Annotated in this window: 15 protein-coding genes; 11 read left to right on the top strand and 4 right to left on the bottom strand. The window is 65.2% G+C overall.

Annotated features, from left to right (window positions below):
• Positions 1 to 138: 138 nt before the first annotated feature.
• The 9 genes from ABL843_RS22790 (at position 139) to ABL843_RS22830 (ending at position 10,445) form a co-directional block, all read left to right on the top strand.
• On the top strand, positions 139 to 1,224 hold the full coding sequence (locus ABL843_RS22790; protein WP_126024279.1) for a tartrate dehydrogenase: 1,086 nt from the start codon (positions 139 to 141) through the stop codon (positions 1,222 to 1,224).
• A gap of 36 nt (positions 1,225 to 1,260) precedes the next feature.
• Positions 1,261 to 2,211: an ABC transporter permease gene (locus ABL843_RS22795; protein ID WP_418117424.1), complete on the top strand. Its 951-nt coding sequence runs from the start codon at positions 1,261 to 1,263 to the stop codon at positions 2,209 to 2,211.
• Positions 2,208 to 3,107 carry an ABC transporter permease gene (locus ABL843_RS22800; protein ID WP_418117425.1) on the top strand — a complete coding sequence of 300 codons (900 nt, stop codon included), beginning with the start codon at positions 2,208 to 2,210 and terminating at the stop codon, positions 3,105 to 3,107. The genes ABL843_RS22795 and ABL843_RS22800 overlap by 4 nt, the downstream gene beginning before the upstream one ends.
• A 175-nt stretch (positions 3,108 to 3,282) precedes the next feature.
• The gene (locus ABL843_RS22805; RefSeq protein WP_184641491.1) at positions 3,283 to 4,278 is read left to right on the top strand and encodes an ABC transporter ATP-binding protein; all 996 of its coding nucleotides are present in this window, start codon (positions 3,283 to 3,285) and stop codon (positions 4,276 to 4,278) included.
• Positions 4,275 to 5,093 (top strand): ATP-binding cassette domain-containing protein, encoded by an 819-nt coding sequence (locus ABL843_RS22810; RefSeq protein ID WP_184641490.1) that lies wholly within the window; start codon positions 4,275 to 4,277, stop codon positions 5,091 to 5,093. The genes ABL843_RS22805 and ABL843_RS22810 overlap by 4 nt, the downstream gene beginning before the upstream one ends.
• A 50-nt stretch (positions 5,094 to 5,143) precedes the next feature.
• Positions 5,144 to 6,637, top strand: a complete 1,494-nt coding sequence (locus ABL843_RS22815) for an ABC transporter substrate-binding protein (RefSeq protein ID WP_418117426.1) — start codon at positions 5,144 to 5,146, stop codon at positions 6,635 to 6,637.
• A 4-nt stretch (positions 6,638 to 6,641) separates the two neighbouring features.
• Positions 6,642 to 8,063: an amidase gene (locus tag ABL843_RS22820; protein ID WP_418117427.1), complete on the top strand. Its 1,422-nt coding sequence runs from the start codon at positions 6,642 to 6,644 to the stop codon at positions 8,061 to 8,063.
• A gap of 24 nt (positions 8,064 to 8,087) precedes the next feature.
• A complete protein-coding gene (locus ABL843_RS22825; protein WP_418117428.1) occupies positions 8,088 to 9,542 on the top strand; it encodes an aldehyde dehydrogenase family protein in 1,455 nt (484 codons plus the stop codon).
• 9 nt (positions 9,543 to 9,551) lie between these two features.
• Positions 9,552 to 10,445, top strand: a complete 894-nt coding sequence (locus ABL843_RS22830) for an NAD(P)-dependent oxidoreductase (RefSeq protein ID WP_369661263.1) — start codon at positions 9,552 to 9,554, stop codon at positions 10,443 to 10,445.
• A 269-nt stretch (positions 10,446 to 10,714) separates the two neighbouring features.
• Here the strand turns inward: ABL843_RS22830 and ABL843_RS22835 are convergent, their stop codons facing one another.
• Together ABL843_RS22835 and ABL843_RS22840 are read right to left on the bottom strand one after the other, a co-directional pair.
• Positions 10,715 to 11,338 carry a tyrosine-type recombinase/integrase gene (locus ABL843_RS22835; RefSeq protein ID WP_418117429.1) on the bottom strand — a complete coding sequence of 208 codons (624 nt, stop codon included), beginning with the start codon at positions 11,336 to 11,338 and terminating at the stop codon, positions 10,715 to 10,717.
• Between the two features lie 215 nt (positions 11,339 to 11,553).
• The gene (locus ABL843_RS22840) at positions 11,554 to 11,949 is read right to left on the bottom strand and encodes a winged helix-turn-helix transcriptional regulator (RefSeq protein ID WP_418117430.1); all 396 of its coding nucleotides are present in this window, start codon (positions 11,947 to 11,949) and stop codon (positions 11,554 to 11,556) included.
• A gap of 91 nt (positions 11,950 to 12,040) precedes the next feature.
• Here ABL843_RS22840 and ABL843_RS22845 point away from each other — a divergent pair, with 91 nt between their 5' ends.
• A complete protein-coding gene (locus ABL843_RS22845; protein ID WP_418117431.1) occupies positions 12,041 to 12,451 on the top strand; it encodes a DoxX family protein in 411 nt (136 codons plus the stop codon).
• Positions 12,452 to 12,463: 12 nt separating this feature from the next.
• Entirely contained in the window at positions 12,464 to 13,210 is a 747-nt protein-coding gene (locus ABL843_RS22850) for an SDR family NAD(P)-dependent oxidoreductase (protein WP_418117432.1), read from the top strand.
• A 122-nt stretch (positions 13,211 to 13,332) separates the two neighbouring features.
• Here the strand turns inward: ABL843_RS22850 and ABL843_RS22855 are convergent, their stop codons facing one another.
• Positions 13,333 to 14,313, bottom strand: coding sequence for a pilus assembly protein PilP (locus tag ABL843_RS22855; protein WP_418117433.1), 981 nt, complete (start codon positions 14,311 to 14,313; stop codon positions 13,333 to 13,335).
• Positions 14,314 to 14,747: 434 nt separating this feature from the next.
• Positions 14,748 to 15,722: a LysR family transcriptional regulator gene (locus ABL843_RS22860; RefSeq protein WP_418117435.1), complete on the bottom strand. Its 975-nt coding sequence runs from the start codon at positions 15,720 to 15,722 to the stop codon at positions 14,748 to 14,750.
• Position 15,723: the final 1 nt, after the last annotated feature.

Raw genomic sequence — 15,723 nt, forward strand, 5'->3', positions numbered from 1 at the left:
GCCTTCTTATTTTGTCAAGGCGAACTGGGTGCGAACCCCCTGCGCAGGCCCGTTTCTCGCTTCTAGAATTTTTTCGAAAGCCCGCGTCACGAGCGCCGGTGCCCCCCGAACGAAACGAACTTTGAACAGGTTGAGTCAATGCAGAAAAAGCACAGGATTGCAGTCATTCCCGGAGACGGCATCGGCGTCGAGGTCATGCCCGAAGGGCTGCGCGTTCTCGACGCGGTCGGTCGCCGCTTCGGCATCGATTTCTCCTACGACCATTTCGACTGGGGTTCCGACCACTACGTGCGCACCGGCCTGATGATGCCGGCCGACTGGGCCGACAAGATCCAGGGCCACGACGCCATCTACTTCGGCGCCGTGGGCGCGCCCGACAAGGTGCCCGACCACATCGCCGTGTGGGGCCTGCTCATCAAGATCCGCCGCGACTTCGACCAGTACGTCAACCTGCGCCCCGTGCGCCTGATGCCCGGCGTGCCCGGCCCGCTGGCGCACCGCAAGCCCGGCGACATCGACTTCCTGGTGGTGCGCGAGAACACCGAGGGCGAGTACACCTCCGTGGGCGGCCGCCTGTTCGAGGGCACGCCGCGCGAGATGGCGATCCAGGAAGCGGTGTTCACCCGTACCGGCGTGGACCGCATCATCGACTACGCGTTCACGCTCGCCAACCGCCGCAAGCGCAAGAGCCTGACGGCCGCCACCAAGTCGAACGGCATCTCCATCACCATGCCCTACTGGGACGAGCGTCTGGCCGAGATCGCCAAGCGCTACCCCGACGTGGCGACGAACAAGTTCCACATCGACATCCTGTGCGCGCACTTCGTGCAGCACCCCGACTGGTTCGACGTGGTCGTGGCCTCCAACCTCTTCGGCGACATCCTGTCCGACCTGGGCCCGGCCTGCACCGGCACCATCGGCATCGCGCCGTCGGCCAACCTCAACCCCGAACGCAAGTTCCCGTCGCTGTTCGAACCGGTGCACGGCTCCGCACCCGACATCGCGGGCAAGGGCATCGCCAACCCGATCGGCCAGATCTGGTCGGCCGCGCTGATGCTCGATCACCTCGGCGGCGACGATCCCGTCTATGCACAGGCTTCGGCCGCCGTGCTCTCCGCCATCGAGACCGTGCTCAGCGAAGGCCCCCGCACCCGCGACATGGGCGGCACCGCGAACACCGTGGACGTGGGCCGCGCCATCGCCGAATGCATCTCGGCAGCATGACGCCCTGCCTCCCCAGTAGCGACCTGAGAGGCTGAGATGGGCCTGTTCCTGCTGAAGCGCACGCTGACGCTGATCGGCACCCTGATCGGCGCCTCGGTCATCGTCTTCCTCGTGCTCGAGATCCTGCCCGGCAACGCCGCGCAGATGCTCATGGGCCCCGACGCCTCCCCCGAGGCCGTGGCCGCCCTGGCCACCAAGCTCGGCCTCGACCAGCCCGCATGGACGCGCTACTGGCACTGGATCGGCGGCCTGCTCACCGGCAACCTCGGCGACAGCTACGTCTACAGCTCGCCCGTGCTCGACCTCATCCTCGAACGCTTGGCGCTGACGGTACCCCTGGCCGTGCTCGCCATGGCGCTCACCGTCGTGATCGCCCTGCTCGTGGGCGTCACCGCCGCGGCCCGCCACAACAAGCTCGGCGACGTCGGCCTCATGGGCATGGCCCAGGTCGGCATAGCCATTCCGAACTTCTGGTTCGCCATCCTGCTGATCCTGGTGTTCTCGGTGCAGCTGCAGTGGTTCTCCGCTGGCGGCTTCGAGGGATGGGGCGAAGGGATCTTCGCGGGGATCAAGTCGTTGCTTCTGCCTGCGCTTTCGCTGGCAGTCGTTCAGGCGGCGATCCTCGCACGCATCACGCGCTCGGCCGTGCTCGAAGTGATGCGCGAAGACTTCGTGCGCACCGCCCGAGCCAAAGGCGTCTCTCAGCGCATGGTGCTTTGGACGCACGTGCTGCGCAACGCGATGATCCCCGTCATCACGGTCATGGGCATGCAGTTCTCCGAACTGCTGGCCGGCACCATCGTGGTGGAGAACGTGTTCTATCTTCCCGGCCTGGGCCGGCTGATCTTCCAGGCCATCAGCAACCGCGACCTGATCGTGGTGCGCAACTGCGTGATGCTGCTGGCGGCCATGGTGGTCATCGTGAACTTCGTGGTCGACGTGCTCTATGCCGTGATCGACCCGCGCATCAAGGCCAGCGACATATGAGCGCCGTCAATCCAACCTCCGCCGCGCTGCCCGCCGCCCCCTCCGGCGTGGCACTGAAGGCCCCCGGCTTCTGGCGCCGCGCACTGCGGCATCGCAGCTTCTGCATTGGGGGCGTGCTGGCCGCACTGCTGGTGCTCGCCGCGCTGATCTCCTATGTGTGGACGCCCTACTCGCCCTACGGCATGGACATGGCGAACAAGCTGCAGGCGCCGTCCGGTTCGCACTGGCTCGGCACCGATGCGTTCGGCCGCGACGTGGCCTCGCTGCTGCTCGTCGGCGCGCGCGCATCCATCCTGGTCGGTGTGATCGCGGTGGGCATCGGCCTGGTGGTCGGCACCGCCTTGGGCCTGCTAGCAGCCGCCAGGCGCGGCTGGGTCGAGGAAGCAGTGATGCGGCTGTCCGACTTCACGCTGGCGTTTCCCGCCATTCTCTCGGCCATCATGATGACGGCCGTGTTCGGCGCAGGCATCGTGAATGCCATCGTGGCCATCGGCATCTACAACATCCCGACCTTCGCGCGCATCACGCGTGCATCGGCCAACGCGATCTGGTCGCGCGAGTACGTTGCCGCCGCACGCGCCTGCGGCAAGGGCAGTTTCGCGATCACCATGCAGCACGTGCTGCCGAACATCTCGGCCGTGCTGATCGTCCAGATCACCATTCGCTTCGCCATCGCCATCCTCGCGGAAGCCGCCCTCTCCTACCTCGGCCTGGGCACGCAGCCGCCGCAACCTTCGTGGGGCCGCATGCTCAGCGAAGCCCAGACCCTCATGTTTCAGCAGCCGCTGCTGGCCGTCTTCCCCGGCATGGCGATCGCGCTCGCGGTGCTCGGCCTGAACATGCTCGGCGACGGCCTGCGCGACCTGCTCGATCCTCGTCTTGCGCGTGCACGGTGAAGAGGTGGTCGATGAACGAGCACTTCAAATGCGGGTACCAGTACGCAGAGGGCGCGAAGGTTTCGCGAAGGCCGCGAAAGAAATCCATAAACAATTTTCCTGATTCCCTTCTGCGACTTCTGCGTAGCTTTTGTCTTCCTTCTGCGTTCGGCTGCCCGATCCCGATCCACTGACCATGCCACTCCTCGAAGTCAACAACCTCCAGATCGGCCTGCAGACCCAGCGCGGGCCGGCGCAGGCCGTGCGCGGCATCTCGTTCTCGCTGGAGCGCGGCGAAACGCTGGGCATCGTCGGCGAATCCGGTTGCGGCAAGTCGATCACCGTGATGTCGCTGATGGGCCTGCTGCCCTCCACCGCCAAGGTTTCGGGCAGCATCAAGCTCGACGGGCAGGAGCTCGTCGGGCTGCCCGAAAAGAAGATGTGCGAGATCCGCGGCAACCGCATCGGCATGATCTTCCAGGAGCCGATGACGGCCCTGAACCCGGTGCACACCATCGCGCGCCAGGTCGGCGAGCCGCTGCGGCTGCATCGCGGCCTGACCAAGGAGCAGGCCCGCAAGGAAGCGCTGAACCTGCTCGACCGCGTGGGCATTCCCGACGCGGCCTCGCGGCTCGATGCGTACCCGCACCAGTTCTCCGGCGGCCAGCGCCAGCGCATCGGCATCGCGATGGCGCTCGCCTGCGGCCCCGACCTGCTGATTGCCGACGAGCCGACGACCGCGCTCGACGTGACCATCCAGAAGCAGGTGCTCGACCTGATCCAGGGCCTGGTCAAGGAAATGGGCATGGCGCTGATCCTGATCTCGCACGACCTCGGCGTGATCTCCAACAGCGTGAAGCGCATGCTCGTGATGTACGGCGGCAGCGCGGTGGAAAGCGGCCCGACCGACGCGGTGTTCGCCGGACGCGCCCATCCCTACACCCGCGGCCTGTTCGCGGCGCGCCCCGCCCTCGGCGCGGTGCGCGCGGGCCGGCTGCCGACCATCCGCGGCAGCGTGCCCGAGCTGGTCGACATGCCGCGCGGCTGCGCCTTCGCCGGCCGCTGCGCCCACACCATCGACCTGTGCCAGAGCACGCGGCCGCGCGAGACGCTGCTGCCCAACGATCACGTGGTGCGCTGCCTGCGACTCGGAGAAATCGCCGCATCCACCGCCAGGACCGCCACCGCATGAGCCAGCCCGCTGCTAACGCCCGCCAGCCCCTGCTGGCAGTGAACAACCTCTATCGCCACTACGCGCTGCCGCGCGAAAAGCTCTTCGGCCCACCGCCGAGCGTGAAGGCGCTCAACGGCGTGAGCTTCGAAGTGCAGGCCGGCCAGAGCGTGGGCATCGTGGGCGAATCGGGCTCGGGCAAGTCGACCATCGCGCGCTTGGTGATGGCCCTCGATACGCCGACCTCGGGCACAGTGTCGCTCGAAGGTCGCAACCTGCACGCGCTTTCCAAGGAAGAGCTGCGCGTGGCACGCCGCGACTTCCAGATGGTGTTCCAGGACCCGTACGGCTCGCTCGATCCGCGCCAGACGGTCGCGCGCATCGTCGCAGAGCCGCTCGAAGCGCTCGCTGCCACCACGCGTGCAGAGCAGCGCGAACGCGCCGCCGAGACCCTGGCCGCCGTGGGCCTGCGCACCACCGACATGGACAAGTACCCGCACGAGTTCTCGGGTGGGCAGCGCCAGCGCATCGCCATCGCGCGCGCCCTGATCACGCGCCCCAAGCTCATCGTGGCCGACGAACCCGTGAGCGCGCTCGACGTGTCGGTGCAGGCCCAGGTGCTCAACCTCATGCAGGACCTGCAGCAGCAGTTCGGCATCAGCTACCTGCTCATCAGCCACGACCTCGCGGTGGTCAACCACCTTTGCGACGAGGTCTGCGTAGTCTTCAAGGGCCGCATCGTCGAACGCGGCCGGCCGGCCGACCTGTTCGAGCACGCGCAGCACGAGTACACGCGCACCCTGCTTTCCGCCGTGCTGCACACGCCGTCTCGCTAGCGCGGACGTCGACGGCAAGTTTTTTCCACCCTCACCTCAGGAACTATCGAATGTTGAAGCGACGCACACTCATGACTTCCGCCATGGCCGCGGCGATCCCGGGTGTCTTCCTGCCCCAGGCCCGCGCGCAGGCCGGCAAGAACACGCTGACGATCGGCATGCCGCTCGAACCGCCGGGCCTGGACCCGACCAGCGGCGCGGCATCGGCCATCGCGGAGATCACGCAGTACAACATCTTCGAGACGCTCACCAAGGTGAACGCCGACGGCAGCGTCACGCCGATGCTGTCGGAGAGCTGGTCGTCGTCGCCCGACATGAAGACCTTCGTCTTCAAGCTGCGCAAGGGCGTGCGCTTCGAGAACGGCCAGCCCTTCAACGCGCACACGGTGAAGTTCTCCTTCGACCGCGCGGGCAGTGCCAAGAGCACCAACAAGGACAAGCGCTTCTTCAGCGAGATCGGCACCGTGGTACTCGACGAGTACACGGTGGGCGTCAACAGCACGCTGTCGAACCCCGACCTGCCCTTCATGCTGGGCCAGTCGACCGCCTGCATCGTGGAGCCCAAGAGCGCCGAGACCAACGCCACCGCGCCCGTGGGCACCGGCCCCTACAAGCTGAGCGCCTGGCAGCGCGGCGCCTCGTGCACGCTGGTGAAGTCGCCCACCTATCGCGACCCGAACCTCGCGAAGACCGAGAAGTTCGTCTTCCGCTTCATGTCGGACACGGCCGCGCAGACCGCCGCGCTGCTGTCGAACGACATCGACATCTTCCCGCGCGCGGGCACGCGCTCGGTGAGCCAGTTCAAGGGTAACTCGCGCTTCCAGGTGATCGAGGTTGGCACGCGCGGCAAGGTGATCCTGACCATCAACAACCGCAAGAAGCCGCTGGACGACGTGCGCGTGCGCCGCGCGATCCTGGCGGCCATCGACCGCAACGCGATCATCCAGGGCGCGGCCGACGGCTTCGGCAGGCCCATCGGCAGCCACTACGCGCTGGGCGCGCCGGGCTTCATCGACACCACCGCGATGAACCCGTTCGACGTGGAGAAGGCGAAGAAGCTGCTGGCCGAGGCTGGCGTGAAGACGCCGCTGGAACTGCGCCTGCAGCTGCCCCCGCCCTCCTACGCCCGCCAGGGCGGCGAGGTGATCGCCGCGCAGCTCGCGCAGATCGGCATCAACGTGAAGATCCAGAACGTCGAATGGGCGCAGTGGCTCAGCGGCACCTTCGGCGGCGCGCACGACTTCGACCTGACCATGGTCGCGCACGTGGAGCCCTTCGACCTGGTGAAGTACACCGAGCCCGACTACTACTGGGGCTACGACTCGAAGAAGTTCCGCGACCTGTTCGTCACCATCCAGAACGAAGAGAACAAGAAGCGCCGCGCCGACCTGCTGGCCGACGCCCAGCGCATGCTGGCGACCGACGCGGTCAACGGCTTCCTCTACCAGGCGGTGTTCCCGACCATCGCGCGCAAGGAAGTGAAGGGCCTGTGGCCGAGCATGCCGATCGTGGTGAACGACCTGGCCGCAATCTCGTGGGGCTGATGCGATGAGCACCTCGACATCGAAGCCGCTTTATGCCCTGGGCGTGCAGGAGCTGCATGCCGCCTATGCAGCCAAGGAACTCTCGCCGGTGGAAGTGGCGCGCTCGGTGAACGAGCGCATCGCGGCGTACGAGCCCGAGCTGCACGCCACCTGGCTGTTCCGCCCCGAGCTGGCGCTGGAGCAGGCCCGCGCCTCCGAAGCCCGCTGGCTGGCCGGCAAGCCGCTGGGCACGCTCGACGGCGTGCCCGTGACCATCAAGGACAACCTCGCGACCAAGGGCGATGCGATGCCGCTGGGCACCGCCGCCTACGAGCTGGTGCCGATGAGCTACGACTCGCCGCCCGCCGCGCGCCTGAAGGAAGATGGCGCCGTGCTGGTCGCCAAGACCACCATGCCCGACCTGGGCATGCTGTCGTCGGGACTGTCGAGCTTTCATGAACTCTCGCGCAACCCGTGGGACCTGTCGCGCACGCCCGGCGGCTCGAGCGCGGGCGCCGGCGCCGCAGCCGCTGCAGGTTATGGCCCGCTGCACGTGGGCACCGACATCGGTGGCTCGCTGCGCCTGCCGGCGAGCTGGTGCGGTATCTACACGCTCAAGCCCAGCTTCGGCCGCATTCCGCTGAGCTCGCCCTACATGGGCCGCTGCGCCGGCCCGATGACGCGCACCGTGGCCGACTCGGCGCTGATGATGGCCTCGGTCGCGCAGCCCGACGACCGCGACTACTCCGAGCTGCCGCCGCCCGTCATCGACTGGACGGCCTTCGAGGTCGACCCGTCGTTCATCAAGGGCAAGCGCGTGGCGCTGCACATGGACGCGGGCTGCGGCCTGCCGCTCGATCCGCAGATCGCCGAGGCCGTGCGCCGCGCGGCCAAGCGCATAGAGGCCGCCGGCGCCGTGATCGAAGAGATCCCGCCCTTCATGACGCCGAAGATGCTGCAGGGCATGGACCACTTCTGGCGCATGCGCTCGTGCATCGACATCCAGGCGATGGCGCCCGAAGTGCGCGCGAAGATCCTGCCGTACATCCGCGAATGGGCCGAGAGCGCGGCCGGCTTCTCGGGCGCGCACATCTTCGACGCCTACAGCCAGTTCATCGCGGCGCGGGCGGCGGCCATTGCGGCCACCAAGGCCTACGACTTCGTGATCTCGCCGGTGTCGCCCAACATGCCCGCGCCGGCCGACCACGCATCGCCGACCAACGACCCGATGCTGCCGCTGGAGCACATCGGCTTCACGGTGCCCTACAACATGTCGGAGCAGCCCGCTGCCTCGATCAACTGCGGCTACTCGGCCGAGGGCCTGCCGACTGGCCTGCAGATTGCCGGGCGCCGCTTCGACGACCTGGGCGTGCTGCAGTTCAGCCGCGCCTTCGAGCAGATCCGCGAACCGCAGAAACCCTGGCCGGAACCCAACACGTCCCGCTGACCGGTCTTCAGGAGACAAGACATCATGAACGCAGCAGCAGCCCACTACATCGACGGACGCCACGTGCAGTCCGAAGGCAACGCCACCATCGACGTGATCGACCCGAGCGATGGCAGCAAGTTCGGCGAGATCGCGCGCGGCACCGCCGCCGACGTGGACACCGCCGTGCGCGCCGCACGCCAGGCCATGGGCGAGAACTTCGACGGCCCCTGGGGCGGCATGACCGCGCTGCAGCGCGGCCGCCTGCTCGCCAAGCTCGGCGCCGCCGTCATGGAGCACCACGAGGAGCTGGCCCAGCTGGAGGCGCGCGACACCGGCAAGGCACTGCGCGTGGCGCGCAACGACGCCACCGCGCTGGCCCGCTACATGGAGTACTACGCCGGCGCCTGCGACAAGCTGCACGGCGACACCCTGCCCTACGAGCGCGGCTACACCGTGCTGACGGTGCGCGTGCCGCACGGCGTGACGGGCCACATCATTCCCTGGAACTACCCGATGCAGATCGCGGGCCGCAGCGTGGGCGCCTCGCTCGCCGCGGGCAATGCCTGCGTGGTGAAGCCGGCGGAAGACGCGAGCCTGTCGCTGCTGCGCCTGGCCGAGATCGCGACCGAGGTCGGCTTTCCGGCCGGCGCGCTCAACGTGGTGACCGGCTACGGCAAGGAAGCCGGCGCTGCGCTGTGCGCACACCCCGGCATCGACCACATCTCGTTCACCGGCTCGACCATGACCGGCCGCAGCGTAGGCCTGGCCGCTGCCGAGCGCCATTGCCCGGTGACGCTGGAGCTGGGTGGCAAGTCGCCGCAGATCGTGTTCGCGGATGCCGACCTCGACGCGGCGGAGCCGGTGCTGCTCAACGCCATCATCCAGAACGCCGGCCAGACCTGCTCGGCGGGCAGCCGCGTGCTGGTGGAACAGTCGGTCTACGAAGAAGTGGTGCAGCGCCTCGCCAGGCGCTTCTCAGCAGTGCGCGCGGGCACGCCCGCCGAAGACCTGGACATGGGCCCGCTCATCAACGAGAAGCAGTTCCGCCAGGTGCGCGACATGGTCGCGACTGCCGAGGCGGCCGGCCTGAAGGTGGCGGCGCGCGGCACCGTGTCGCCCAACGCGTCTTCCACCGGCTACTACCAGGAAGCTGTGCTCTTCCGCGACGTGCCGCACGAGAGCGACATCGCGCAGCGCGAGATCTTCGGCCCGGTGCTGGCCCTGACGCCTTTCGCCGACGAGGCCGAGGCGGTGCGCCTGGCCAACGGCACGGACTTCGGGCTGGTGGCCGGCGTGTGGACCCGCGACGGCGCGCGCCAGCTGCGCATGGCGCACAAGCTGCACTGCGGCCAGGTCTTCGTCAACAATTACGGTGCGGCGGGTGGTGTAGAACTGCCATTCGGCGGCGTGAAATCAAGCGGCTTCGGCCGCGAGAAGGGCTTCGAGGCCCTGCTCGGTTTCACGACCCTCAAGACCATCGCCATCAAGCACGGATGAAGACAACACATGACAAGCACTGAACAGCAGCAAGCGCCGCGCAAGGTCGGCCTCGTCGGCGTGGGCCTGATGGGCCACGGCATCGCCAGCAACATCGTCAAGCACGGCCACCAGCTCACCGTGCTGGAGCACGCGGGCAACCAGCCCATCGACGGCCTGCTGAAGGCCGGCGCCACTTCGGTGAAGGACGTGGCCACGCTGGCCGCGCAGGTCGACGTGCTGATCCTGTGCGTGACCGGCACGCCGCAGGTCGAGGCCGTGATGCTGGGCGACAACGGCGCGCTCACCACGCTGCGCCCCGGCACCGTGGTCATCGACTGCTCCACCGCAGTGCCCGCCTCCACCGCCAAGGTGGCTGAAGCCGTGAGCGCCAAGGGCGGCAAGTTCATCGACGCGCCCATGACCCGCACCGCGAAGGAAGCCGCCGAAGGCCGGCTGAACCTGCTGGTGGGCGGCGACGAGCAAGTGCTGGCCTCGTGCCTGCCGGTTTTGCGCTGCTTCGCCGAGAACATCACGCACGTGGGCGGCATCGGTGCCGGCCACGCGATGAAGCTGCTGCACAACTTCGTGTCGCTGGGCACAGTGGCGCTGCTGTGCGAGGCCGCGGCTTGCGCCGAACGCGCCGGCGTGAAGCCCGACGTGTTCGTCGACGTGCTCGCCAAGGGTGGCGGCAACGGCGTGGCACTGGAACGCGTCAAGCCCAAGCTGCTGACCGGCAGCACCGATTCGCTGAAGTTCTCGATGGCGAATGCAAAGAAGGACCTGGGGTACTACAACGACATGGCCCAGCAGTCGTCTTCGAGCCATGGCATTGCGCAGGCTGTGGATGCGCTGCTGACGCATGGGGTCGAGAAGTTCGGTGGGGACCGGATGGTGCTTGATCTGGTTGAGGCGTTGCGCTGAATATTTGACCGTTCCTGCCCTGTGCGATGCCGATTTCATTCGGGGCTCATGCACAGGGCACCGGACAGGCATTGCTCCGAAGGATCGATCTCGGCCACGGTCGACATGGGCATGACTGCGTTCAATGCCCGCTCCACACTGGTTTCAGTCAGTCGACGCGGCCCGCTGAATGACTGCTATGCGCCGCGATCGAGCCATCCGGCGGCGCATCGAGCCGCTTCACCGCCATAGCAGGGAAGATGGATCTGCGCCTCTCAATCGGCACTCGCTCAGATTTCCGTCTGCTCCGAGATCTCCAGGGCGTCATCCACATCGATGCCCAGGTATCTGACGGTCGACTCAAGCTTGGAGTGGCCGAGCAGCAGTTGCACCGCGCGGAGGTTCCTCGTTCGCCGGTAGATCAGCGTCGCTTTCGTCCGTCGCATCGAGTGCGTTCCGTAGTCGGCAGGATCTAGTCCAAGCTCTCTGACCCAGCCGCCAAGAATCCGGGCGTACTGCCTGGTGCCGAGGTGCGGTGAGTCGTGCATTCGGCTCGGGAACAGGAAGTCGTCCGATCGCAGTCCGGTGCGCCGGATCCAGGCCTGCACAGCCTCGCGGGTTCCGGGCGTCAGCTCGAACTGCACCGGACGCTGCGTCTTGTGCTGCATCACTGTTGCCCGTGGGGCAACTTGCTCTCCGTGGCAGACGTCCCTGACTTTCAGGCTGACAAGGTCGCAGCCTCGCAGCTTACTGTCCAAGCCCAAGTTGAAGAGGGCGAGTTCGCGCACTCGCCCCTGCAGTTGCAGCCGCACCCGCAGCGCCCAAATGTCCTTGAGCTTGAAAGGCGCCTTCTGGCCGACGATCTTGCCCTTGTTCCAGGGCCCACGACAGGTTCCAGTGTCTGCTGATCCCATGATGGTCTCCCATCGAGTTGAGGGAATGTGAGCATGCGCGCGCCGTGTGCAGTTGTCCTTGATGCAGCACTTGCGTTCCATGGGTTAGGCATCCGCTTTCGCGGCTATGCCTGAACTGCGGCAAGGGGCACAATTGGCCAAGACCGGACCTTCGAACATGGGTCGGAATTTAGGCGAGCCGAGCATCGAAGCCCCCGCGTGGCGCGGGCATAGCATCACCCTGACTTCGACTTTGTCGCCTTAGCAGCGCGGCCACGCGTAGCATTCTTGACGGGCACGCTTCGCCCGTATTCGGTCCACCACGCGGTGAGTGCCGCCATCGTCGGTCCGAGTCCTCGCGCCTTCTCGGTGATTTCGTATTCGACCCGCGGTGGGACTTCCGCGAACACCGTGCGCGACACCAGGCCATCTGCCTCCAGTTCGCGAAGCTGAGCCGTCAGCATGTGCTGGGTGATGCCAGGAATGGCCTTGCGCAGTTCTCCGAAGCGGTACACGCGCTGATTGAGCAGCCACATGATTTCCAGCTTCCATTTGCCCGATAGCAGGGCAAAGGCGCGACGCATTTCCTCGTGCATGTTGAGACCTGAGTCTTCATTAGTCTGCTTAACCATACTAAGCGCCATTTTTTCATCCTACTTGTCAGTTTTTATCTTAGTCGACATCCTTGCTGCATTTCGAACTCAAGGAACTGATCAGGAAATCATGGCCGCTACATACATCTATTGGCTCAGCACCGCGCTACTCGCTCTGCTTTATTTCGCGTCCGCCACCATGTACATCGCCAAGGGCGACTTCGTTCGCAACGCGCAGGCAGATCTTGGCTATTCAGCGCCCTACCTGGTGCCCCTCATGGTCGTGGTCAAGGTGCTCGGACCTCTTGCGATTTTGTGGCGCTTCAACGTGGCGCTCAGTGATCTGGCCTACGCCGGCATCTTCTATCACCTGATCCTGGCTGGCATGGCTCACCTTGGTGTCCGTAAGCCCACAGCCGCGGTCCCGGCGGCCGTAGGCCTCGTCCTTCTAATCGCCTCATTCGTGACGCAAAACGCCGTTCGCCAACTTCCATCGCCCTACGCACCGCTCGCCACGGTCTTCCAGGCACCCCTCATCTAAAAGGAAACAGACATGACACGACTCAATGGGAAAGTGGCAATAGTCTTCGGGGCGGGCCGCGGGATCGGCCGCGCCACGGCCAAGCTCTTCGCAGCAGAAGGCGCAAAGGTAGCTGTTGTCTCACTCACTCAGGCCAACATCGATGCTGTCGTGGGCGACATCGAGATCGCGGGCGGCACCGCCCTAGGCGTGCGCTGCGATGTGAGCAAGACTGAGCAGATCTCGATGGCAGTGGAGAAGGTGGTAGCAGCCTACGGTGGCGTCGACATCCTGGTAAACGTCGCGTTCGACCCATCGGTAGTTCAAGCTTCGATCCTCGAACTCTCTGCCGAGCAGTTGCAGCGCAACTTCGACATGAGTCCGATCGCCTACCTCCGGACGATGCAAGCCTGCTATCCGTATTTGAAGGCGTGCGGTGAGGGGCGAGTTATCAACTTCGCGTCCTTGGCCGGTGTGACCGGGCTCACGCCCTACGGCCCGTACAACATGGCCAAGGAGGGTGTACGCGCGCTGACTCGGACCGCAGCACACGAATGGGGCAAGGACAACATTACGGTCAACAACGTCATGCCCGTTGCCGATACGTGGGGCGCTGCGGCGGCCAATGCGCCTCCACCGTCAAATGCGCTTGGTCGGTATGGCTCACCCGAGCAGGACATCGCACCCGTCGTCTTGTTTCTTGCGAGCACGGATGCGAAATTCTTGACCGGGTACAGCCTCTCCCCTGATGGCGGCCACATCATCGATGCAGGTCGCTGATGAGAGCGCCAGCAGAACAGCCGCCCCCAAGAATGACCGCTACGGAGCAACACGTATAGCCGGTATGGGCCCAATTGAGACATTGAGACTTCCATAGAGCGGGCGTTGGATGCTTCCGACGATCACCGCTCGGCCGTGCTCTTCACCGGCACGAATGCCAGCGAGTTCTCGCTTTCCCGCCACACCCCGTGATCGTCTTGAACGATCTCACGCAGTGCAATTCCTTCGTCCGAAATGCGATCGATTCGCCCAAACTGGCGCCCTACGTAGTTTCCCTTCAGCACGGTGAATAAGAGATCATCAGGTGATTCCACAAAGCCTGTGCGGCCGCTCGGGCTGTCCATGAACCCCCTCGCCACGAGGGACTGCAGAGCGTATCCCTCAAGTTTCTCAACTCGCCGCAAGGGAGCGCCAGCCGGTTGAGTGTTCTCTAAACGAGGGGCAAATGACTGTACGTTGGATCGTGCTGCGAACTGTGAAGCCCGCGGCAAACAGTCTCCCGCTGGTTGACGCGCATTCACTGCAATATCGCCACTCGAACCTCGGATCAGGTCAGAACCGCTGGCCATTGCAATGGCATCCAAAAGCGATGCGATGGGTACATCTCTGACGGCGACTCCAAGATTGGCTGTTGGGGCGCGGGCTACTTTCGAGTCCCCCTTGAAGTTATTAGAAAGAAAGTCGCGCAACACAGCAAGGAGAGTGGGTACTTCGATGTGCTGGAAGTTCAGCGAAACCTTCTGAGCTCCTCGATCCTTTTCGATGCTTCCACCGCCGCCTGCAATGCATTTGCCTTTAACCACGGTGACTTCACCGCGCTGCACGACCACGCCGTCGACTCGCTTTGCAATGTCTTCAAAAAGCTCGTTCGTCGACGAGTAGCTACGGTCGATGTTCAATCGTATGCCGTGCAGCGCAGGACCAACTACAAGATTGCTTTCACGGCGTACCGCCACTGAGGTCAAAAAACTAGCCGCCTCCACATCAGCGACGCGAACATAAAATGACACATCGGCATTCGGAGTTTGAGCGCTTGAAACTGACGAGACCACAAAAAGTGCGGCCGCGATAAACGCGAGAGTTCTAAGCATGCGTGGGTTCATGTTTGCGGGAAGGTTGGAGGATGCAGCTCAACGTCCGCTCTTGGCCGGATTCTGCCGACTGTAGCCGAGGCGAGGCTGACGCCCCGGGCCCCTTGCAGCAATCAGTTCCAGCCACCGTAAATGACCGCTACATCGGATAGCAGTCGTTTGTCTGGTTGTAGGGCGATGTCCGCCCACACTCAGCGCCATGCAGGCGGCAGCGCTAGCTCTCGCGCCTAACACTATGGGATGCAGATGATTTCTTGCGCCCACCGCCGACTTCTCTCCAAATTCCGTCATAAAGCGTTCAGAGAAAGGCTGCAACCAGGTTATTGATGAAGGCCTGGGGGGGCAAGCGGAAGCCGCCAAGCGCACGAAATGGCAGTCCTCAGGATGATCCGTGCGGGGGCGACCCCATGACTTGGCTGGCGATGGAAAGAGCAGCGCCCCAGCGACTAGCCAGTTCGCCCTGCATGCCGTGCACGCGGCCTCGCGTAGGAAGATGCCGTCTTCGCGGGAGACTTGCCTTCATTGAGTCGCCCAGGGAAGACCTCGACCACCCAGTCGATGAAGACCCGCAGTCGATGGGTGACATGCCGGGTCTGCGGGTAGACGACGTGGAAAGGATATGGCGCCGGTCGCCAGGGCTTCAGGATCTCCACCAGCGATCCGTCGCGCAGCGACGAGTCGGCCGCATAGGTGAATGTCTGCACGATCCCCAGGCCTGCGACGCACGCGGCCAGATGTGCGTTGCTTTCGTTGACGCCCATGCGATGCTCGACCTTGATCTCGATCTTCTCGCCGTCGCGCTCGAATCGAAACGGCATGGCCCGGCCCGTCTGGCTGGACACGTAGCTCACCAGCCGGTGGCCGTTTTTCAGCTCGTCGGGATATGCCGGCGTGCCGAACTGCTTGAGATAGTTTCGCGTGGCGCAGGTGATGAGCGCCGCGTTGCCCAGGTGCCGGGCCACGAGCGATGAACTGTCCAGCGGACCGCCGCGTATCACGCAGTCGACGTTGTCGCCGATCAGGTCCACCGGGCGGTCGGACACGCCCAGGTCGATGCGGATGTCCGGGTAGCGCGCCATGAAGTCCGGCAGCAGCGGAATGAGCACGTCACGCGCGGTGGAGCCGCCGACGTCGATGCGCAGATGTCCGCGCGGCCTGCCGCGTGCGAGATTGAACGAGGCATCGATGTCTTCAAGATCGCGCAGGATGCGCGTGCACTTGGCGTGGTAATCCTGGCCTTCCGGCGTCACCGTCACGCGCCGGGTCGTGCGCTGCAGGAGCGACACCCCGAGATGGGCTTCCAGCTCTCGCACCAGCTTGCTCACCGTGGCGATGGGCATGTCGAGCGAATCGGCCGCGCGGGTGAACCCGCCGGCTTCCACCACGCGGGCGAAGGCGCGCATCGCCAGCAGTTGGTCCATG

Source organism: Variovorax sp. 350MFTsu5.1 (assembly GCF_048302515.1).
In the GTDB taxonomy this organism is placed as follows: domain Bacteria; phylum Pseudomonadota; class Gammaproteobacteria; order Burkholderiales; family Burkholderiaceae_C; genus Variovorax; species Variovorax guangxiensis.